Below are 21,063 nucleotides of genomic sequence, written 5' to 3'. Positions count from 1 at the left end.
AGGGCGAACTTCAGATAAACGTCTCGTGCCTCGCTGCCGGCACGGCGTTTTCTGAGCACGCAGCACGGGCGGTTGAGCTTCGCGAGGACCGGCCCCCGCCGCAGTATCTACGGCAAATTTACGGATCACATGACGGCGAGGGAGAAATTTGATGTTCGCTAGCGATGATCAGGGACTTGTTGAAGTGATCCACCGAGGTATCTCGCGGCGGATCCGGTACATATACCTGCGCGCGGCTCAGTAAACGATTAGTGTGCGGGATGAGAGTTGAGCGCAGCTACCGTTCGACAACTATGCCGGTTGGCTCCAAGGCATCGCGGAGCCAATCTGGATCGCAATCCGCCGACTTCTCAAATCTTTCAATGGCACCTCGCTTCAGCGCCTCGACATAGTCGAAGGGAAACCGCAGACAGTTGGGAAAGCCGACGGAGTTCCCGTTGACCTGAAAACTCCCGATCCCGATAGCAGAAAGAGTGATACGCAACTCAGCCTCGTCCGCGAACTTGAGGTCTTTGAGAAACGTGTAAATGATCGGGTTCGGCAGGAGGTTGGCGTTTTCCCGGTGACTGTTGCGATCTATGTAGCGGACAAGTCCATAGTTGAGGGAAAGAATCTGTTGCATCGCGTGGCCGTCGACCTCGGGCTTTGCCGCCTTGTCCCCGTATAGCTCGTTGAGGTACGACCGAAGCTTTCCAAATCGGAAGTAGATGCCAATCTGACCGCGCGGGGCGCCGGCACCGTACTCCCACAATCGCGGGCTGTCGTTGAGGGAAACGCAATACGCGTAGGTCCGCGCGCGCGAAAGGTCGTAATAGTGGCTGGCTGTGAAGTCCTGCGATTTCTCGAACCGAGACGCCACATTCCCCACACGATCGCCCGGAAGCTGAGCGCCATCCTCGTGGTCGGCATCTGGAAAATCGCGGTAGCCGTCAACGCGGTTGAAGTGTAGGTACCTTTCACACACCGACCGCGCGAAGTTCTCGGCCTTCATGACCTTCACCAGAACCTGGTCCGGACCCGGCACGTCGAGCAGGCCCGCGTGCAGTTCCAAAAAACCCAAGGGGAATTCGTTCAAAGGGTGACGTCGAGAACGACGACTTGCACCTGTGCGGCGGTGGCGCTCGCGGCACCGATGGAACGCGCTAGCTCCCGCAGATGCGCGACGATATCTTCAAAGGAGAGGAACTTCCCGTTCTTGTGTTTCCACCCAACGGGGCGTGATTTCTGGTGGACGATAAGGAGGACTCCGAAGCGATATTCGGGGTTCTTGAGATAGCGTCCGATCAGTTGTTTCGTGATCGCTTCCTCGAGTTCCTTCAAAGTCCAAGTCGACAGCTTGATCTCGATGGGACTCTTGGCGTTGGTGTCCCGAGAGCTAAGCCGCAGGTCCGGTTCCTTCTCGTCGTGGACGTGCGGTTCGCGTTCGATGACAAAAGCACGGCCGAAGAGCACTTCAATCTGGTCTCGGACCCATTGCTGCACAGCCTCTTCATTCGGCAATGTGGCCACGATGCCGGCGAGAGAATTATCGTCGCTCAGGAGCTTCTGTTGGAGGTCCGCGAGGGCGCCGATGGCGACTGCTTGCAGATCCTGACTAGTTGTGATTTCTATGAAGGTTGTTCATCCGAGCTAAACCCGAGAAGCTGGTTGGTGCGAGCCGACCAACATCAAGGGAGAAGCCCGGATGAACATCCATGAGAATGCCCGCACCACACCGGCCAGTCGAGAGTTGCTTGTCCGCCGCATTCTGGAGGCGGGCTGGAGTGTTGCGAGGCGGCGCACGCCGCCGGTATCAGCCCGCGTACGGCGTACAAGTGGCTCAGGCGCTTCCGAGACGATGGGTTGGCCAGTCTTCGCGACCGCTCGTCGAGAGCGCATCGGCAGCCACACGCGCTGCCGGACGACTGGGCCGAACTTGTTGAGTACTTCCGGCACTTCCGTCAGCCCGCACGAGCCATCGGAGAGCAACTGGGGCTTGCGCGCTCGACCGTCAGCGCGGTACTGGCACGCCGAGGTCTGGGCCCACAGCACGCCCTCGAGCCTGTACGGCCGCCCTGTCGCTATGAACGACGCCGGCCTGGCGATCTGCTTCACCTGGACATCAAGAAACTCGCCAGATTCCGCAGTCCGGGTCATCGCGTCACCGGCAACCGCACCAGCAAGAGCTACGGCGCGGGGTGGGAGTTCGTCCACGTTGCCATCGATGACCATTCCCGGATTGCATACGCCGAAGTCCTGCCCGACGAAAAGGGGGACACATGCGCAGCCTTCCTGCATCGCGCCACGAGCTGGTATGCCAAGCAGGGAATCACGATCAAGAGATTGCTCACCGATAACGGCACAGGCTACCGATCCCATCGATTCCGTGATGCCTGCCACACGTTGGAGCTGCGACATCTGCGTACCAAGCCCTACACCCCGCAAACCAACGGCAAGGCAGAGCGCTTCATCCAGACCATGCTCAGGGAATGGGCCTACGGACGCGCATACCTCACCAGCGCTATCCGCACGCAGCACCTCGCCCGATGGCTTGCCTTCTACAATCAGGAGCGACCACATGCTAGCCTCAATTACCTCCCACCCATCAGCCGACGGCCGCAAGTTCGTGAACAACGGTCGTAGAAACCACAACTAGTCCGCGGACACATCATGGCATCACGCTCGAACTGGTATACGTGATTCGGAGGCCAGCGCGACCTTTCGGCGTCCATCGCGGCCCGCGTATAGGCCATGGAAGCCAGGTTGGCCATGGGCACGCCGAGGTGATTGGGTTCACGCTGCAGGCGCCCGACTGCGTAGAACGTATAGGGCCCAGGACGGTTTACGAGCAAGTTGAGGAGTCGGTTACGAACGCTCTCAGCATCGTCGCGTTGAGTCCGCGAATACACGCCCAGGTCCTCCAGGTTGTCGCCGACTCTCACGTGAGCAAAGGCTAGCCGGACCATATCCTCCAAGGCTTCGGCTGGGATCGTGTCGAAGTTTAAGGCGGATCTCCCCCGCATCTCGTCGCCAAACATGCTCGGAAGTACAGCTTGGACCAGGGGAGCTCGACGGGGGGCGGGCAGGCGCTTCAAGGTCAACTCAAGCGTGCCGGTGGCCGAGGCGGGCGCGATCCGAAACATCGCGGCCAGGTACGCCGCCTGGGCCGAGACACCCTTCGCGCTGCGAACCTTCTTCTTCAGCGTCCCTTCGAGACCCTTGAACTCGCCCGCGCGGATCAGGCATTCCAGAGCGAGCGCGAGGACGACGTCCGCGAGATCACCCCGTCGATCGACCGCATCGATAAGCGTCGGTCGGACAAGCGCCAAAATCGCTGGCGACGTGCTGGTGAGTTTTCGGAGGATATCTCGCTCGCCCTTGTAGTTCGGTGACAGTTCCTCGCGCAAGGCACGCGCTAGGATGTCGGCAACGACAGCCGGATGCGATTGCGCGACGTCCTCTATCCAATCGGCGAAACCGTTCAACTCGAGTAGGGCGTAACGCGTTGCGGTCGCGGCCTCCGCACGCGTCAGCGTACGAGCCCACGCGGGCGACGAGGCCGCTTCGATCGATACCCCGGCCAGCCCGAGGCGGTCACCGTGAGACATGGCGTGCAAATGCATCTCAGGCGTCTCGGAACGTATGGCGGGTTGCCAGGTGCGCCAATACGCAATCAGCGCTTGCTTCGTGACCTCGGCTGCGGCGTCACCCAAAATGGAGCGCAGAGGATCGACGGAAGAGATGCCGTAGCGATTGTCCTCATGCGCCAATAGGGAAAGCAATTGATGGCAGTCATATAGGGCGCCTGACATGCTCCCTGGTTTCGCTGAGGCCGGTGTCCGAATAGATGACGGGTCAGCGCGTATCCTGGCGGCGAAGTTGAGCCACCTATCATTCAGGGCCTTGCGGTCACGGGCGTTGCGCTGCTCGAGCTCTTCCATCACACGCGCATGCTCGATGTCGTCCGCCGTGGGCGTGCGCGGCGTGGTCCACACCTTCACCACCTCGGACACGGCCGCATCGCCGTCCCCGATCTGCTTGAGCGCATCAAGTAGTGGTCCAGTGGGCTTTCCGTCTACAACCGATAGGCGCAGAACCGCGTTGGCGGCTAGCCGTCGATCCTTCGGCAACGGTCGCGAGCGCGCGGCTTCGAGCAGCCACGTAGCATCCTCGGCCACCAGATCGGGCGCGAAGCCGAGATATTGCAAAGTGAAGATGTCATCGATGTCGCCGCGCGAGTTGGAGGGGAACTTGGCGGCGGCGTGCCAAAGCGACGCTGCTCGTCGTTCGGGCGTCGCATTCAAGAGCGCATACAGGTCGTTCTCTTCGCGACTCGGGAGTGGTCGGTAGCGTCGCTCGTGCTTGGCGTCGATCGCAGCATCGATGGCGGCTGCTGGTGCCTGCGTTGTCGGGGTGAGTTCCAACAAGCGCTCTCCGAACGCTTCGATCGTGGGCAAGAAGCGGTCGCGGTTCTCTTGACTGCGGCGTTCATTCCTCCCCGGCCGATGGAGCTGCGCCAGGTTAAGAGTGCCTTTGAGAACGTGCTCCACGCGGTCGGGTCGATCGAGATTTTTCGCGAGCGTGGGTGCTACATACTCGAAGCGCTCGATGTGGCGCGTGGCGGTCTTGTACGTGGCCCGCATGATGTCCAGCAGTTCGTCGTCGGTGATGTGGCGGGGATAGAGCGCTTCGACTACCCGCCACACGATGCTCGCAGAGTCTCCGCCCGCGTTTGCGTGAACATGGCGCGCGAGGCGCGTGAGGGCGTCGGGATTCCCCACATCAAGGAGAGCAAGCGTGCCATGGGTACGGCTCTCACTGTCCATCCCACTGCCGGTGGCGGCTGCTTCAGCGAGATCAGCGCAATCGACGAGTCGCCCCGCTTGGATCGTAAAGAGAAGGAACGAGCGCGCGTCGGGTTGTTTCCCGTGGAGCTTCCACAAAGCGCGTACCTTGGTCGCCAGATCGGGCTGCGCGAATCGGGCGAGAGCACGGCGATCTGGCATGCCAATGAATTGCGCGCTTTTGGCTTCCTCGGTCCAGCGCTCAAGCGCCTGTTCGCGCGCCGTTCGTGGAAGGCCGGCCGCGTCTCCCGCGTCCATGAGAAGTCGAGGATCCACGGCCAAGACGAACTCACAGACCGCCGGTACCCAGAGCGAGAGCCAGGCCGCCGTGGCCCGCATCGAGGGTTTTACTAGCTCGACGTCATAAGAGGTGGCGAACAGGAGTCGCTTCAACGCGGCTACCGAGAGGTGGCCTTCGCCTTGTGCAAGGAGTCGGCGCAGCCACCGCGCAGCGAGGTAGGCTCGAACTTCGCCGCCATTGTCGTTATGAAGGCGAACACGGCCTTCACGAGCGGGGTCGAACACCGGGCGATTCAGCAGCTCGATCTGCTGAGCATTGTTCCAGTCCGGAAGAATCTGGTCCAGTGCGAGGGCCTTGTCGCTTTGAGGCTCGCTTGCCTCGGAATCGGGTATCGCGATCTCGTCAACTCGTCCCAATACCAGCGCGGCGCCGATCCGTTCGAGCGCACGCATTCCCGATTCTTTGCTAAAGCGCTCGCCGCGGCGACGATGGGTATCAGGTTCCTTAAGTCGCTGCAGCAGGTTGGCCTCGAGCATGGTTTCCAACCGTTCAAATCGACCTTCTCGGTTCCAATAGGTAACCAGCCAGTCCAAGTCCATTGGTCGACGCACGAACGTGCTGAGGTTCCCTGCGTCCACCGCCTCCACGAACGCAGCGACGTCATGAACGCCTCTGGCATGTGCATATGCATTGACCTGGGTAGGGCTCATTGGGGAGAGGCCGACCACCAGCGCCTCATGGGTGTCGTCGACCTTCCGGTGCGGGGCAAAGCGCTGTCGGCGGGCTTCGCCGTTCACGATCTCCAAGAGCAGCTTGTCCGGATCCTCGGAGATTTCATCGGTGGCTGCAGCGGACCAAGTGAGGTCGCGCTTGAAGAGGGCGAGATCGCCTTGCGGTTCCCAGTCCGTAAAGCGTCCCGAGATCACGATATGGATGCGGGAGGCGGCCCCTTCGATCCCCGAGGCCACGGCGCGGAACGCGTCGCCTACTCTCACGCCTTCCCCCTTAGCTTCATCTACCGAATCCAAGAAGAGCCAAGCGGGCTCCCCGGAGGCCTTCCACGTGGCGAAGGTGTCCCGGCCGATCTCGAGTCCTTCCGGCAGGCCCCTATTGGCCACGGTTACCAGGCGACCGAAGAAGGCTTGGCGCCCGTCGGCGATCTGAGCGCGGGCCGCGTGCTCGAGCTCGGCCGTCTTACCGCTTCCGCCTTCCGCCAGAATCACGACGCGCCAGTACCGCAGCAAATCTTCCCAACGTAACTCGCCCCGACCGGCGAGTGAGAACCAGATAGCGACGGTGCGCTCGCCTTCCTGAACGGGATAGAAGGTGCGATCTAGGGGAATGTAGTCGCGCGGCACGATTTAGGCTTGTTGGCTTTGTTCTTTCGGGCGCCCAGCGCGAGCAAGTGAGATGCGCAGACTGGCTACGCCCTGCTGCGGTTCAGGTGAGATGCTTCGGAGCGCTACGCCGGACAACAATCTATTGTATAATTTGGGGGTTGTCAGTGGTTGCGCGGTGGGGGACCGGCCTTGCCAAGGTTGAGGTCGAGAGTTCGAGACTCTTCTGCCGCTCCATTTTCCCTTCGGGGGGAGGTCTATCCTCCCCCCGCTTCGTTTCAAGCGTTCAGGCGCGGTAGCAAAGTGGTTATGCAGCGGATTGCAAATCCGTCTACGTCGGTTCGATTCCGGCCCGCGCCTCCAAGGTTTCTTCCGGATCGCCCCTGCGCCAAGGGAAACACCCGCGACGATGGCGAGGGTTCCTTGCGCGAGCGGACTCCGGCATCGCCGGGGACGACCTCCCCAGGCAGGCGCTAGAACCGATGCCGTTTGAGATTCGTGGTGCGCCCGTTGGGCAGCGTCATGACCGCGGTTTCGGTACTGCTGAACTGGATCGTCACGGGGGCGACGTTGGTGCTCAGGCGCGTATTGGGCTTCCACGCCCCGGTGAGGGTCTGGCCATTGCCATAGCTCCACCAGTTGCCCTGGAAGGACCTGGCCGTGGGCGTCCCGCCGATCGCCCCGACCGTGAGATACCACACGGAGTTGCCGGGGTCGTCATACATGTAGCCGGCGATGTCGAGCGTTCCCCCCTGCCATTCGAGGAAAAACCCGCGTCCGGATTCCTCCTCGTTCCACCACCATCCGCTCTCGGGTTGCCCCGCAGCGGGAGGAAGGTTCAGCCCGTTGGGGACGATGTTGAATCGCTGGATCGGCACCGTGCCGCCTGGCCATACCAACGTGCCCTGGCTTGCCGAGTGGAAGGTGAGCGTGATGGGGCCGACGCTCCTGAGTGCGGGGAACCCCGGGTAGGCTCCGCCCAGCGTCTGCCCGCCACTCGCGCTCAGCAGGTCCCCGGTGTAGTAGGACCCGTCGAGCGACACCGCGCCGGTGGAGACGTACCAGGTCGAACGTCCCGAGACGTCGTAGAGAAAACCGGCGAAGAAGATGTTGTTGCCGCGCACCTCGAGCGAAAAGCCGCGCCCGTCTTCCTGGGGATTCCACCACCAGCCCGTCTGTGGCGGGCCCGGCTGGCACTGGACCGCGGCCGGTACGGTGACCGCCCCGCGATTGATGCCGGTGTTGATCATCGAGGATCCGCTGGAGCCGTAGCCCACGAAGAACGTCGCCCCGGCCACGCTGCTCGTCGGGACGCCGGTCAGGATCGCGACCGAGGCCCCCTGTGCCGACAGGACGCCCGTCACGTAGGCCTGGAGCTGGGAGGAAGTGACCGCGGTCATCTGCCCCGACTGCGAGAGCTGCGCGAGCACGCAGGCGATGGGTGTATCGACCTTCCTCGCGTCCTTGGCGAATCCGAAGCGCATCGCCTTGGGATCCTCGCCGCCCTTCACCAGCGTGGCGGGCGCCAGGGCGAAGACGAAGACGCTGCCGTTCGTTCCCACATCCTGCGGCCGGAACTCGATGTCCGCGGACGCGGTGGCGGATACCGCATTGATTTCCGATCGCACGGTCATCGGAAAGACCGGCGGCGGAATCGCGTCGGCCTTGAGCGAACCCGTGAATGGGGGCGTGTTGGCTCCGGTGCAAAGCGAAATCCCCTGGGATACGCACTCGGTCCTGTTGATCGAGAGCGTGCCGGTCCTGCTGCCGAGGTCCCAGGTCCCGGTGTAGAAGTAGGTGATGTCCGTGGGCGTGAGCGAGCAGGTACCGTCCGCATTCGGGGTCGGGGTCGAGCCCAGCAGGTTCATCTGCCCCTGTATTGCCCCGGATTGGGCGAGATTCAGCCCGGTCATCGAGCCGTTGAACGTGCCAACCAGGGCGTTGGAGCACAGGCCCGCGAAGTACGGGGTGAAGTCCAGGTAGGTGGTGTCCGCCACGCACGTGGGCGTGCCCTTGCAAGTCAGGGCAATGCCTCCGGCTATCGGGCTGTCGAGGAAGGTGTGATCGTTGAGGGTGACGGTGACGCGCATTTCCGTCCCCGCCTGCGACAGGGCCTGCAGCGAAAGCATGGCGCCGAGAATCACCCCGGCCAGGCGCAGCACCTGCCTGGAAGGATTGCTTCGACTCGACATGAACGCCTCCTTGAAATTGGAAGCCGGTTAGCCCGCTCCACTGTGGGCTTCGACGCTTGCATGGCGCCGCCGGCAGCGGCGTCGAATCCAGAATACGCCGGTTCGAAACCCCATGCTTGCGGCAATCCCGCGCCAACCGGATTGACTCCGGCGGCCATGCCCCAAATACTGCAGGCCGCACTCTCGGTGCCCTTGACTCCCCTGGAGCGGCAACATGACCGATCTCGACAACTTGCGTGAGCAACTGAGGACCTTCGCCGTCGAGCGCGATTGGGACCAGTTTCATTCGCCCAAGAACCTGGCGATGGCGTTGTCGGGAGAAGCGGGTGAATTGCTGGAGCATTTCCAGTGGCTCACCGAAGAGCAGAGCCAAAGTCTTGCGCCCGAGGCGCTTGCCGCGGCGGGCGAGGAGATTGCCGACGTACTCCTGTACCTGGTGCGGCTGAGCGACAAGCTGGGCATCGATCCGATGGCCGCTGCCAGGGAGAAGCTCCTGAAGAACGCCAGGAGATATCCCGTGGACAAGGCGCACGGAAGCAGCAGGAAATACACCGAACTCTGACTTGGACGCGCAGCCGACCGTTGAGTGGACCGAGGACGGCGAGGCACGCTGCGCGCGCTGGCGCTCGGAGAGCGGGGCGCCGCCCCCGGCGCGCGTGGTCGTCGTCGATGACCGGATAACGGCCGATGAGGCGTACGGCCTCGCGTGCCAGGGCACGGCTCTCCTGTGGCGCAGCGACTTCCAGAACGCGCGCCAGATGCTGGTGGCGCTCGCGAGCCGCGCGGACCGCCGGCCGCGAAAGTCGAAGGATGCGCACGCCTCGCCGGAGTCCGCATCGGCCGCTCAGGCCTTCCATCGGCATCGCCAGGCGCAATCGCAGCGCGCCCGCACGCTGGGCAGGCTGCTGGTGCCAATCGATGAGGGATACGGCATTGCGTTGCGGCGCGCGCCGGACATGCGGCAGGCGTGCCTGGAGGCGTGGGGCCCGCCCGAGGGACCCTCGGTCGCATCGCTGCGCGAGTTGCTGGGCCTCATCGGCGCGCACGAATGGCGCACCCGGGGAATCGATGTCCCGGCTATCGGCGGCAGGATCCACCCGCATTACGGGGTGTTCGCGCCCATACGCCGCGAGTACGTGGATCTCGTTGCCAAGGCGCGCCTGCCGGCTTCGGATTCGTCGTCCGGCGTGGCCTTCGACATCGGCACCGGGACAGGCGTGCTGGCGGCCGTGCTCGCGCGGCGCGGCTTCACGCGGGTGATCGCGACCGACCAGGATCCGCGCGCGCTGGCGTGCGCTCGCGAGAACCTCGCTCGCCTGGAACTGGCGGCGCAGGTCGAGGTCGTGCAGGCGGATCTCTTTCCGGAAGGGCGGGCCGGGCTGGTGGTCTGCAATCCGCCCTGGGTGCCGGCGCGGCCGAGCTCTCCCATCGAACGCGGGATCTACGATCCCGAGAGCGGCATGCTGCGGGGATTCCTGCGTGGACTGCCCGCGCATCTCGAGCCTGCGGGCGAGGGCTGGCTCATCCTGTCGGATCTTGCGGAGCACCTGGGCCTGCGATCACGGCCGGAGCTGCTCGGGTGGTTCGATGATGCGGGGCTGAAGGTCGCGGACCGGATCGATGCGCGGCCGAAGCATCCCAAGGTGTCCGATGAGGCGGACCCGCTCCACGCGGCGCGCGCTGCCGAGGTGACGTCGCTCTGGCGTCTTTCCCTGCGCTGACTGGGGGCGTTGTTCCCGGTCCGCGCAATAGCTGCGGGACCGCAGCGATTGCGCAGGTCAGTTGCACATCGAGTATTCGCGCCCGCCGGCGCTGAGGATCAGCGAGCCGTTCGAGTTCCTGTTCGCGGTCAGCCCGATGTCCTGGAAGCCGCCCCCGTTGCCCTGGTCCACGAACACACGCAGATTCTCGAGCCGCCAGCGCATCGCGCTGCCGGTCCTCGACTGCCCGGCGTAGGTGCCGCCGTAGCCGGAACTGTAGGATTCCGCACCGCCGTTGACCGTCATCAGCCCGTCGGGACGGAAGACGACCTTGCGGGTGGTCGAGGTTCCACTCGTCTTGTTGTAGGTGAACGAGCACCACGCGTTGTTGGTCAGCACCTGCCGTGCCTGGTCGTCCTGCGCATTGCCGTTGGCTGCGGTGGCGGCCGGCGCAGGCGCTGCGGAGGGCTGCTGGGGCTTCGCCTTGTTCGCGGCGCTTTGCATGGCCGAGGGTACCTTGCCGGCGCCGCCGATCCTCTTCCAGGCCAGCTGGATGGCGCCGAACGTCAGCATCAGGCGGTCCCCCTGCAGGCTGTAGGCCATGACATCCGTTCCGACGACGAGCTGGTTACCCTTGACCGACCATTTCATCTCGTCACCCGCCAGCCAGGCAGTGCCGTCGGCTCTCAGCTCGAGGATATCGCCTCCCTGGACCTCCATCTGGTACCGGCCGACCAGCTTCGCGACGACCTGGGCCCATGAGGTGTCGGGGAGCAGCGCGAGCAGCAGTGCGAAGGCGACGAGATTTTTCGACATGGGTTCAGCGCTTCTCGGGTGCGGGCAGCAGGTTCACGGTTACGGGATTGCGGTCGTTGCCTGACGGGTGGAGCTTGGAGGCGGGCCGATTCAGGATGATCACGACTCCCAGCGCAGCGGCGACCGCCAGGACGGCGATGGTCGCGACGCGGGCGAGCCGGGGTCGAAGTTTTTTTTCCGGCTGGTAGGGGCCGACCGTCTTGTCGAGCGCCTCCTTGATGATCTGGTCGCGAAGGTCCATGGCTGGGGCGGAGCGGAAGCGATCGCGAGAATACCGCAAACGGCAGGGCGGTAGCCCCGACTACCAATGTAAGAGAGGCGACGCCCGATGGTCGCTCCAGTTGTGACGGAGAACACAGCAAGGGTTTCCGCCGGCCGCATACCCTTGGCCACCTACGCGAATCAGCGTGCATCCCTCCCGTTCGATGCCGCGATCCGGGCGTAGAAGGCCAATGCAGGCAGACGGAGACGTAATGGATCAATCCAGCACAATGGCGCTTGGCGGGCCAGCCTTGGCAAGGCTTCCCATGGACATGGTCGGCCGCCTGAACGAGGCGCGTCCCGGTCTGATGGTGGCTGCCGTCGTCGGAATCGCCGCCACCTTTCTTTCGCTACGCACGAACGTGAGCGCCCTGCTGTTCGCGCTGTTACTCGGCATGGCCCTCAATTTCCTGTCGCAGGACGAACGCTGCCGCGTCGGTATCGACCTGGCGTCCCGGGGGCTGCTGCGTGCCGGGGTGGCCCTGCTCGGCCTGCGCATCACGGTAGGGGAGATCGCATCCCTCGGCTGGTCCACGGTCGCGATGGTCATCGCCGGAATCTGCCTCACGATCGGGGTGGGGATCCTGGCTTCGCAGTGGCTTCGGCTCGGCGAGCGCTTCGGCGTGCTGAGCGGCGGCGCCGTGGCGATTTGCGGCGCCTCGGCGGCGCTCGCGATCGCTTCGGTCCTGCCCAAGGACGCCGATTCGGAGCGCGATGCGAGCTTCGTCATCATCGCGGTGACGGCGCTTTCCACGGTCGCGATGTTCCTGTACCCGGTCCTGGCTGTCATCGCAGGCTTCGACGACCGCACCGCCGGCATCTTCCTGGGCGGGACCATCCACGACGTGGCCCAGGTCGTGGGTGCCGGCTATTCTGTATCGGAACAGGCGGGCAACACGGCCACCATCGTGAAGCTGCTTCGCGTGGCCACGCTGCTTCCGGTCTGCATCGTGATCGGCATGGTGTTGCACGTGCGCGGTCGTCGGGTCGGAGGATCGGCACCGGTGCTGCCCTGGTTCGCGGTGGTGTTCGCCATCCTCGTCTTGCTCGGCAGCGTGGGTTGGGTACCCGCGGCGGTGGTCGACGCGGGCAACAACGCGTCGCGCTGGCTTCTGGTCATTGCCTTGGCGGCCATCGGGATGAAGACGTCGCTTCGGGCTCTTGCCGGCGTGGGGTTGAAGGCGGCGATGCTGGTGATGGGCGAAACCGTCGTCCTCGGCGCCATGGTGTTCGTCGCTGTCGCCTGACAGGGGTCGCCCGCCAGGCAGTTCAAGGCTGCTTCACGAGTTCGACCCGGCGGTTCTTCGCCCGGCCTTCCTCGGCATCGTTGCCTGCCACCGGCGCGAGCGGCCCGACGCCATAGCCCTTGAGCCGCGCCGCGGCGATTGCGTGCGCCGAGACGAGTTCTGCGGCGACGGCTTCGGCGCGCGCCTGGGCGAGCCGCATGTTGTCCTCGACCTTGCCGACCGAGTCGGTGTGCCCGACGACCCAGAGCTTGAGGGTGGCATCGGCCTTGAGCAGCTTCGCGACCTCGTCCAGCGCCGGCTTCGACTCGGGCTTCACCACCGACTTGCCGGTGTCGAAGAAGATGCCCTGCACCACGACGTGCCCCGTCGCCTTCAGGTCGTTGGCGAAGGATGCCGCGTCGGCGACGATGTGCTGCTGCATCTGCTGCTTCTCGATGATGCGCAGCCAGATCGCACCGTTGCCCTTTTCGGCCTGAACCCAGACCTCCTTGCCGTCGACGACGACCTTGCCGTTGACCCAGCGGTTCGGATCGCTCGCGGCGATGGTGCCGCCGATCTTCGTGATCGCGTTCTCGTAATTGCGCACCATCGCGAGGCCGCTCTGCTCGTTCTTCCGGTTCTCGATGAGGTAGGCGATGTAGGTGAACCTGCCTTCCTGGTGGAGCTTCGGTGGCTTCGCGGTGAAGAAGTCGTAGCCGTCGAATTCCCTCGTCTGGCAGTCGACGATGTAGTACTCCGGCATGCGGGTGGGAAAGAGCGGGTGGTCGGTGCAGCCGCGCTTGTCGGGCTTGGCGAAGGCGGTCGAGGCGATGCACAGCGTCAGGACGATGAGCGTTCGGACGAAAGTCTTGTTCATGATGGTTCCTCGTGATCGGGATACTGGGAGCGTGATGCTCCCTGTCGATGCTGCACCCTTCAGGAGGCGGCGATTTGATCGAGATTCAGGAATTGCGATTTGGCGCGCGAACGCAGTTGCCCGCAGCCGCCTTCCACGTCCTGGCCGGCGGAATCGCGCAGCTTGGCGAGGATGCCGCGCTCGTTCAGGTAGCGCGCCATCGTTAGCGCGCGCCCCCGCAAGGGGCGCCTGAAGGCGAGTCCCGGAACCGGGTTGTAGTGGATGAAGTTCATGACGGCGTACTTGCCGGCGAGCAACCGGACGATGCCATCGAGTTCGTCGTCGCCATCGTTGATGCCTTCGAGCATCGTCCATTGGTACTGGATGGGATAGCGCGTCGCCCGCGCGTAGTGCTCCCCCCGTTCCACGAGTTCGGCGGGGTCGATGCGCGGCGCGCGTGGAAGCAGCTTCGCACGCAGCCCGGCGCGGGTCGAATGCAGCGAAAGGGCCAGCGCCGGCTTGACGCGCCCCAGCGGCAACCGCTCGAACACGCGCAAGTCTCCGACGGTCGAGAAGACCAGGTTCTTGTGGCCGATCGCGCCCTCCGTTCCGAGCAGCTCGATGGCGTCCAGGACGTTGTCCAGGTTGTGGGCCGGCTCGCCCATGCCCATGAACACGACCTTCTTCACGGGGCGCAGCGTTCGGGCAAGCGCCACCTGGGCAACGATTTCCGCGCTGCCGATCTGGCGCAGGAGGCCTTCGCGCCCGGTCATGCAGAAGACGCAGCCGACGGCGCAGCCTACCTGCGTGGAGACGCACAGGCCGTCTCGAGGCAGCAGAACGCACTCGATCGTCTGGCCGTCGGCCAAGCCGACCAGCATTCGCGCGGAACCGTCCTTGCCGGCGTGCTCGGATCGCAGGCGTGCGAGTCCACGCAATTCGGCTGCGAGGGCGGGCAGGGCGTCGCGAAGTTGGCGGGGAAGGAAGTCCTCGGCCGGGCGCGGGCCGCTGTCCAGGGGAGCCGACTGCGTCCAGGCGCGGAGCACGAGGCGCTCATGGCAGGGCTTGGCGCCCAGGGCACGCAAACGATCCCGAACCTGTTCGACGCGCATATCGGCCGACGCGGGATCCGTCACGGCGGGACCACGAGTCCTGCGCGTACCCGGGATGGCGAAGCGACAAGCTGGAGCCGTTCCTCGATGCACTCGCTTTCGCCCGTCCGGAAATCGCGGCATATGACCGGCCGGCGCTCGTAGATCGTGCACAGCATCGTGCTTCGATCCAGGGCCGCGCACCAGCCGTCATCGAGGCGGCGCATCACCCATCCGCCCCACGGATCCTGGAGGGTCAATTCGGCCGGGATGTCGTCCTCGCCCATCAGCAGGACTTCCAGCCGGCAGCAGCACGCCTTGCAGGTGGCGCACGAGACGGCCGGTCCCTCGTCCGTGTCGACACAGTCGTCTTCCGCGTTCATGGACAGCATTGTCCCACGGGGGCGGAAGCAGCTTCACAGCTGGACGGCGCCGGGCGCCTTGCCGGAGTCGGACTACACTGGGGCGTAACCCGGAGCGGTGCCGAGGTCATCCACGCAGGGAGGACATGCCCATGGGCAAGGACGTGAGGATCGAGCACGATTCATTCGGCGACATCGAGGTGCCGGCCGACGCGCTATGGGGAGCGCAGACGCAGCGCTCGCTCGTTCATTTCCGCATCTCGACCGAACGCATGCCGGAGGCGCTGCTGATGGCGCTGGCCCGGGTCAAGCGCACCGCCGCGCTGGTCAACGGAGAGTTGGGCGTGCTCGACGCAGCGGTAGCCGGCGCCATCGCGAAGGCGGCGGATGAAGTGCTTGCCGGTGCCCACCCGCATGCGTTTCCGCTCTCCGTCTGGCAGACCGGCTCGGGCACCCAGACCAACATGAACATGAATGAAGTGCTGGCGAACCGGGCCTCGGAATTGCAGGGCGGCGGACGCGGCGAGGCGCGCTCCGTGCATCCGAACGATCACGTGAACCTCGGCCAGTCTTCCAACGACGTCATTCCGACCGCGATGCATGTGGCGGCAGTGGCCTGCCTCACCTCGAGCGTGCTGCCGTCGCTTCGTGCTCTGCGCGCGACGCTGTCGGAGAAGGCAACGGCGTTTGCCGGCATCGTGAAGATCGGCCGCACCCACCTGCAGGATGCGACGCCGCTCACGCTGGGGCAGGAAATGTCGGGCTGGGTGGCGCAGCTCGAGCACGCCGATCGGGCGATTGGCGCGACCCTCGGGGCGCTCCTGGAACTGGCGGTGGGGGGCACTGCCGTCGGCACCGGGTTGAACACGCATCCGCAGTTCGGCGAGCGCGTCGCGGCCCGGCTCGCCCTGGAGACGGGGCACCCCTTCCGGTGCGCCGGGAATCGCTTTGCCGCGCTGGCCTCCCACGATCCCCTGGTGAGCGCGCACGGGGCACTCAGGACTCTTGCGGTGGCCCTGATGAAGGTCGCCAACGACGTCCGCTGGCTTGCCTCCGGGCCGCGCTGCGGACTGGGCGAGCTGCTCTTGCCGGAAAACGAGCCCGGCAGTTCGATCATGCCGGGCAAGGTGAATCCGACGCAGTGCGAGGCGCTCACGATGGCTTGCTGCCAGGTGTTCGGCAACGACGTGGCGCTGGGGGTTGGCGGTGCGTCGGGGAACTTCGAACTGAACGTCTTCAAGCCGCTGATCGCCCACAACTTCCTGCAGAGCGCGCGCCTGCTGGCCGACGCGATGGCGAGCTTCGATGCCCACTGTGCGCGCGGCATCGAGCCTGCCCGTGCGCGAATTGCCGAGCTGGTGGGGCACTCCCTGATGCTGGTGACCGCGCTGAGCCCGCATGTCGGCTACGAACGCGCGGCGGCGATCGCAAAGCTGGCCCACGAGCAGGGAACGTCGCTGCGCGAGGCGGCGCTATCGCTCGGGCTCGTCACCGAGGCGCAATTCGACGACTGGGTGCGCCCAGAGCGCATGGTCTAGTTCACGCGCCGCTTCGGCCCGCACGGCCCGGGAAGCCAGGCGCTGCGTGCCTGCTCGAAGCATCGGGCCCAGGCGACCCTGTCCCCGCGCTGGCCGGTGAAGTTCAACTATCGTATCCTTCTACATGGGTGGCGTGACTCCCTTCGTGGGTGGCTGAAAGCGATCTCGACAATCGCATTCCGGCAGGTCACGCCGACTTCTTCAGGTCATCGTTGTGCACCACATTCGGCTATCGCTCCTTCACCGATCCTTGCCCATCCACGAAACAGGAGAAAGACATGTCCAGCGTCGGCTATCACGAACCCGTTGAAGAGCTGTCCCACGAAACGCGCGACATGCACCGGGCCATCGTGTCGTTGATGGAGGAACTGGAGGCCATTGACTGGTACAACCAGCGTGCCGACGCCTGCCAGGACAACGAGCTCGGGGCGATCCTCGCCCACAATCGTGACGAGGAAAAGGAACACGCTTCCATGTTGCTGGAGTGGATCCGGCGCAAGGATCCGACGTTCTCGAAGGAACTGAAGGACTACCTGTTCACCGAGAAGGCCATCGCGCACGACTGAAGTTCCGCGCGAGAGGTAGAGGCCGCTACGAGCTCGCGAGCGGGGCCGTCATCCGCGACGCCGGCGGCTTCGGCGGCGGCATTGCGGTTTCGCATGACAGGATGTCCCGGTCCTGGTGGCGCACGCCGCCCGGCAGTCATGCGGTCGGACAATTACACGGCGCCCGCATGTGCGATACCATCTGGCCCGCGCACAGGCATCCGTTGTCGTTCATGCCCCTTGAAAATTCAAAAAAAACGAGAGAGAAAATGACGACGTCCCATCTTCGCACCACTCATTCCTTGGTCCATGTTCGTGGCGCCGCGATGCTGGCGGCGGCGCTCCTCGCCTCTTTCGCCTGCGATGTGCTGGCGCAGGTCCGGTCGGTGACCGTCAAGAAGAACATCGAGCACGTCCAGACGTCGGCCACCACGGTCACGCAGGCTCCCACCACCAACGGTTACGGCTTCGGCGCCGACATCGATGGCACGAACATCTCCTCGCTCCCGACGCCCGTCCTCACCGGCCCCATCAACACCGCGGGCCTGGGGAGCATCCACAACGGCGGGAAGCTGGTGTACGTGCCCGGGGACAGCGGCTGGCGCTGGGGGCTCAACGGGAATGATTTCGGGACTTCGTCGCTCGCCAGCCTGAATTCGTACTTCGGCAGCGGTACCTACACGATCACGGTGAACGGCACCCCGATCTCCCTGAATCTCGGCGGCGATGCGTTCCCCAACGCCCCGGTGCTTACGCTCACCGGCGGCAAATGGTTGAACGGCAAATATGTCTTCGATCCTGCCCTGCCGCTCACGATCACGACGGGTGCTTTCACGGCCTACGGATCGCACGCGGATGACCTCATCTGTGTCGGGGCCGCCGACGCCGCGACCCTGCCATTCTCCGAAATCGCACCGTTCGGCTGCGAGTGGGGACCGCAGATGAAGGCGCAATTCCACTCCGCCGTGCCTGGCACCAACTTCCTGACCTACACCGTGCCGGCCAATACGTTCGTCGCCGGGAAGGAATATGTCGCCATCGGAAGCTACTCGGCGATCGTGGATGTACGCCCGAATGCAACGTTACCCGGCAGCTTGAACGCGGCGCTGTACGAAGTCAGTACCGTGGTGACGCTCAAGGCCGAAGCTCCCGTCTTCCCGATGGTCGTGACGGGCAGCATCGGGCCCACGGTGTCCAATATCACCGCGGCGATCCAGTATCGTCCGCAGGACGTGGGCACGACGGGCAGCGTCTATGCCTTCGCCGTGGCTCCCGCAACGCTCGTGAAAGGTGCGCTCGCGAAGGACTCGTTCCCGCCGTTGGGGTATGCGAAGTTGGCGGACGGCACCAAGGAGGACACGGCGGTGGCCTGCGTCCTCGCGCAGCTCAACGCCTCGGGGCAACTGCAGGCGGTTTCCCCGTCCAGCCTGCAGGCCTATGTCACGGGCGTGCTCTCCTCGCAGGGCCAGGCGGTGAACATCATCAACGGCGTTGCTACCGCCAACATCGGGGGCGCGACGTTCTATGTGGGCTACGGGACGGGCGCGACCTCGATGCTGACCAGCGGCATCAATCGCGGCGTCGTCTCCGTGCCTGGCACGCGCGAGTGCAAGCCGCAGGCCCCGCAGACCGGCTGGTGGTGGAACAGCGCCGAGGGCGGGCGCGGCTACTCCATCGAGGTGGCCGGCAACCACATCTTCTACGCCGCCTTTCTCTACGACGAGTCGGGGCGCTCGAACTGGTACGTGGCCACGGGCAACACGTCACTCGAAGGCTCGTTCTTCACCGGGGACCTGCTCAAGGTCACGGGAGGGCAGACGCTCACGGGTGCCTACATCGCGCCCACGGCCCCGCAGAGCGTGGGTCCGTTCACCCTGAGCTTCTCCGATGCGTCCAACGGGACGATGATCTGGCCTGGCGGAACAGTCGCCATCGAACGCTTCAACATCGTGCCCGGCGGGCTGGCGGCGGCGCCCCAGGACAACGTGCCGGAGTCGGGCTGGTGGTGGAACGCGGCAGAGACCGGCCGCGGCTTCTTCATCGAGTGGCAGAACGGGAGCGCGGACCTCGCCGCCTACATGTACGACGAGGCGGGCAACCCGGTGTGGTACCTGTCGCTCTACCCGACGCCCAACCCGCGCACCTTCAGCGGCAACTGGTGGAGCTACCGCAACGGGCAGACTCTTGCTGGGGCTTACAGGCCACCCAATCTTCCTCCGGACACCGTGGCGCCGGTGACGGTGCAGTTCGACACGACCACCACGGCGACGATGACGCTGCCGAACGGACGAAAGCTCGCGCTCACGCGGTTCCGGTTCTGAGAAGGGGAGATGGCGATGGGAACTCTCGGCGGGTCGGCACGGAATATTCCCGGTGTGAGGCGCTTCCTGGTTGCAGCCGGAAGCGTGCTGGTCCTCGTGGCAGGCGCCTGTAGCGCGTTCGCCCAGGGTGCTTCAAGTCCGTTTGCCGGAACGTGGCGCGGAACACTGACTTCTTCCTACCTGACCGTCTGCAACGGGAACTCGCAGACATGCACGCGCACCGATCCGTGGACCGGAGCTGTGGACGCACAGGGACAGTTCAACGGCGTGTACGGACCCGCTTCGGAAACCTGCGTCGGCCTTGGAGACGGGTCCTATACATTTCCCGCCTATGATCGCTCATATCCCATCTCACCAACCGGTGCGGCCCTCGAGCACACCTATACCTACAGTCTCAACGGCATTCCGGCGTACTGCGACCTGAACGTTCAATACATGGCGTCTCCTTCGCTCGCGATGAACGGAACATCAAAAACCTGCGGCCCCATAACGGCGCCGGCGGGAAATGGAGTTACCTGCACCTTGACGTTTGGATACTCCATCACGGGAACGGGAGTGCCGGCCGCCTTCCCGATGGTCGTGACGGGCAGTATCGGGCCCACGGTGTCCAACATCGCCGCGGCCATCCAGTATCGTCCCGAGGACGTCGGCAGGCCCGGCAGCGTCTATACCTTCGCCGTGGCCCCGTCGACCCTGGTCAAGGCCGCGGTCCTGGAGGATTCACTGCCTCCACTGGGGTACGCGACATTGGCGGACGGGACCAAGGACACGGCGGTGGCGTGCGTGCTCGCGCAGCTCGATTCAACCGGGCAGCTCAAGGCCGTCTCCGCTTCGAGCCTGCAAGCCTACGTCACCGGCGTTCTCTCCGCGCAGGGCCAGGCCGTGAATGTGATCAATGGCGTGGCCACGGCCAACATCGGTGGCGCGACCTTCTACGTGGGCTACGGCTCGAGCGCCGCTTCGATGCTGAGCAGCGGCATCAATCGCAGCGTCGTGTCCGTGCCCGGGGCGCGCGAGTGCAAGCCGCAGGCACCGCAGACCGGCTGGTGGTGGAACACGAAGGAGGGCGGCCGCGGCTATTCCATCGAGGTGGCCGGCAACCACATCTTCTTTGCCGGCTTTCTCTACGACGACACGGGCCGCTCGAACTGGTACGTGGCAACCGGCAACATGTCCCTCGACCGCTCGCTTTTCACCGGCGACCTGCTCAAGGTCACGGGAGGGCAGACGCTCTCCGGCGCCTACAAGGCGCCTTCTTCCCCGCAGAGCGTGGGTCCGTTCACCCTTGCCTTCTCGGATGCTTCCAACGGGACGATGGTGTGGCCCGGCGGGACAGTGGCCATCGAGCGCTTCAACATCGTGCCCGGCGGGCTCGCGGCGGCTCCGCAGGCCGATGCGCCGGAGTCGGGCTGGTGGTGGAACGCGGCAGAGACCGGCCGCGGCTTCTTCATCGAGTGGCAGAACGGGAGCGCGGACCTCGCGGCCTACATGTACGACGAGGCGGGCAACCCGGTGTGGTACCTGTCGCTCTACCCGACGCCCGACCCGCGCACCTTCAGCGGCAACTGGTGGAGCTACGGCAACGGGCAGACGCTCATGGGCCCGTACAAGCCGGCCACGCGCATCAGCGACAACGTGGCGCCGGTGACGGTGCAGTTCGACACGACCACCACGGCGACGATGACGCTGCCGAACGGACGAAAGCTCGCGCTCACGCGGTTCCGGTTCTGAAGCCTCGCCGCGCGCAGGACTTC

16 protein-coding genes, 1 tRNA gene and 1 pseudogene are annotated in these 21,063 nt (G+C 64.8%); 9 read left to right on the top strand and 9 right to left on the bottom strand.

Annotated elements, in window-relative coordinates; genetic code table 11:
- Positions 1-277: 277 nt before the first annotated feature.
- Complete coding sequence (locus IPP91_02915; protein MBL0141025.1) at positions 278-1,075, bottom strand: hypothetical protein; 798 nt, start codon at positions 1,073-1,075, stop codon at positions 278-280.
- Positions 1,072-1,509: a hypothetical protein gene (locus IPP91_02910; GenBank protein MBL0141024.1), complete on the bottom strand. Its 438-nt coding sequence runs from the start codon at positions 1,507-1,509 to the stop codon at positions 1,072-1,074. The genes IPP91_02915 and IPP91_02910 overlap by 4 nt, the downstream gene beginning before the upstream one ends.
- Positions 1,510-1,684: 175 nt before the next feature.
- Between IPP91_02910 and IPP91_02905 the strand changes: the two are divergent.
- A pseudogene (locus IPP91_02905) lies at positions 1,685-2,622 on the top strand (IS481 family transposase).
- Here the strand turns inward: IPP91_02905 and IPP91_02900 are convergent.
- Positions 2,571-6,422 (bottom strand): hypothetical protein, encoded by a 3,852-nt coding sequence (locus tag IPP91_02900; protein ID MBL0141023.1) that lies wholly within the window; start codon positions 6,420-6,422, stop codon positions 2,571-2,573. The pseudogene IPP91_02905 and the gene IPP91_02900 overlap by 52 nt on opposite strands.
- Positions 6,423-6,690: 268 nt before the next feature.
- Here IPP91_02900 and IPP91_02895 point away from each other — a divergent pair.
- Positions 6,691-6,764, top strand: a tRNA-Cys gene (locus IPP91_02895).
- Positions 6,765-6,874: 110 nt separating this feature from the next.
- Here the strand turns inward: IPP91_02895 and IPP91_02890 are convergent.
- Positions 6,875-8,593 carry a hypothetical protein gene (locus IPP91_02890; GenBank protein MBL0141022.1) on the bottom strand — a complete coding sequence of 573 codons (1,719 nt, stop codon included), beginning with the start codon at positions 8,591-8,593 and terminating at the stop codon, positions 6,875-6,877.
- 214 nt (positions 8,594-8,807) lie between these two features.
- On the opposite strand from IPP91_02890, the gene IPP91_02885 reads away from it, so the two are divergent.
- Both IPP91_02885 and IPP91_02880 read left to right on the top strand, forming a co-directional pair.
- Positions 8,808-9,155: a nucleotide pyrophosphohydrolase gene (locus IPP91_02885; GenBank protein ID MBL0141021.1), complete on the top strand. Its 348-nt coding sequence runs from the start codon at positions 8,808-8,810 to the stop codon at positions 9,153-9,155.
- A gap of 1 nt (position 9,156) precedes the next feature.
- The gene (locus IPP91_02880; GenBank protein MBL0141020.1) at positions 9,157-10,314 is read left to right on the top strand and encodes a class I SAM-dependent methyltransferase; all 1,158 of its coding nucleotides are present in this window, start codon (positions 9,157-9,159) and stop codon (positions 10,312-10,314) included.
- Between the two features lie 57 nt (positions 10,315-10,371).
- Here IPP91_02880 and IPP91_02875 read toward each other — a convergent pair whose 3' ends face one another.
- Both IPP91_02875 and IPP91_02870 read right to left on the bottom strand, forming a co-directional pair.
- Positions 10,372-11,109 (bottom strand): hypothetical protein, encoded by a 738-nt coding sequence (locus tag IPP91_02875; protein ID MBL0141019.1) that lies wholly within the window; start codon positions 11,107-11,109, stop codon positions 10,372-10,374.
- A 4-nt stretch (positions 11,110-11,113) separates the two neighbouring features.
- Positions 11,114-11,350 carry a hypothetical protein gene (locus IPP91_02870; GenBank protein MBL0141018.1) on the bottom strand — a complete coding sequence of 79 codons (237 nt, stop codon included), beginning with the start codon at positions 11,348-11,350 and terminating at the stop codon, positions 11,114-11,116.
- Between the two features lie 286 nt (positions 11,351-11,636).
- Here IPP91_02870 and IPP91_02865 point away from each other — a divergent pair, with 286 nt between their 5' ends.
- Positions 11,637-12,617, top strand: coding sequence for a putative sulfate exporter family transporter (locus IPP91_02865; protein MBL0141017.1), 981 nt, complete (start codon positions 11,637-11,639; stop codon positions 12,615-12,617).
- A 22-nt stretch (positions 12,618-12,639) separates the two neighbouring features.
- On the opposite strand, the gene IPP91_02860 is transcribed toward IPP91_02865, so the two are convergent.
- Genes IPP91_02860 through IPP91_02850 form a run of 3 tightly spaced genes read right to left on the bottom strand, consistent with a single transcriptional unit; the run spans position 12,640 to position 14,926 of the window.
- Positions 12,640-13,473 carry an OmpA family protein gene (locus IPP91_02860; GenBank protein ID MBL0141016.1) on the bottom strand — a complete coding sequence of 278 codons (834 nt, stop codon included), beginning with the start codon at positions 13,471-13,473 and terminating at the stop codon, positions 12,640-12,642.
- A gap of 59 nt (positions 13,474-13,532) precedes the next feature.
- The gene (locus tag IPP91_02855; protein ID MBL0141015.1) at positions 13,533-14,564 is read right to left on the bottom strand and encodes an RNA methyltransferase; all 1,032 of its coding nucleotides are present in this window, start codon (positions 14,562-14,564) and stop codon (positions 13,533-13,535) included.
- 20 nt (positions 14,565-14,584) lie between these two features.
- Positions 14,585-14,926, bottom strand: a complete 342-nt coding sequence (locus tag IPP91_02850) for a YkgJ family cysteine cluster protein (protein MBL0141014.1) — start codon at positions 14,924-14,926, stop codon at positions 14,585-14,587.
- A 131-nt stretch (positions 14,927-15,057) separates the two neighbouring features.
- On the opposite strand from IPP91_02850, the gene fumC reads away from it, so the two are divergent.
- From fumC to IPP91_02830, 4 genes are all read left to right on the top strand, one after another.
- Positions 15,058-16,443 (top strand): class II fumarate hydratase, encoded by a 1,386-nt coding sequence (fumC, locus tag IPP91_02845; protein ID MBL0141013.1) that lies wholly within the window; start codon positions 15,058-15,060, stop codon positions 16,441-16,443.
- 278 nt (positions 16,444-16,721) lie between these two features.
- Entirely contained in the window at positions 16,722-17,009 is a 288-nt protein-coding gene (locus IPP91_02840; GenBank protein MBL0141012.1) for a ferritin, read from the top strand.
- Between the two features lie 248 nt (positions 17,010-17,257).
- Positions 17,258-19,309, top strand: coding sequence for a hypothetical protein (locus tag IPP91_02835; protein MBL0141011.1), 2,052 nt, complete (start codon positions 17,258-17,260; stop codon positions 19,307-19,309).
- A gap of 522 nt (positions 19,310-19,831) precedes the next feature.
- Complete coding sequence (locus tag IPP91_02830) at positions 19,832-21,040, top strand: hypothetical protein (GenBank protein ID MBL0141010.1); 1,209 nt, start codon at positions 19,832-19,834, stop codon at positions 21,038-21,040.
- Positions 21,041-21,063: the final 23 nt, after the last annotated feature.

The organism is Betaproteobacteria bacterium (assembly GCA_016720855.1).
Lineage (GTDB): Bacteria > Pseudomonadota > Gammaproteobacteria > Burkholderiales > Usitatibacteraceae > FEB-7.
This window is presented reverse-complemented; position numbering and strand designations above follow the sequence as displayed.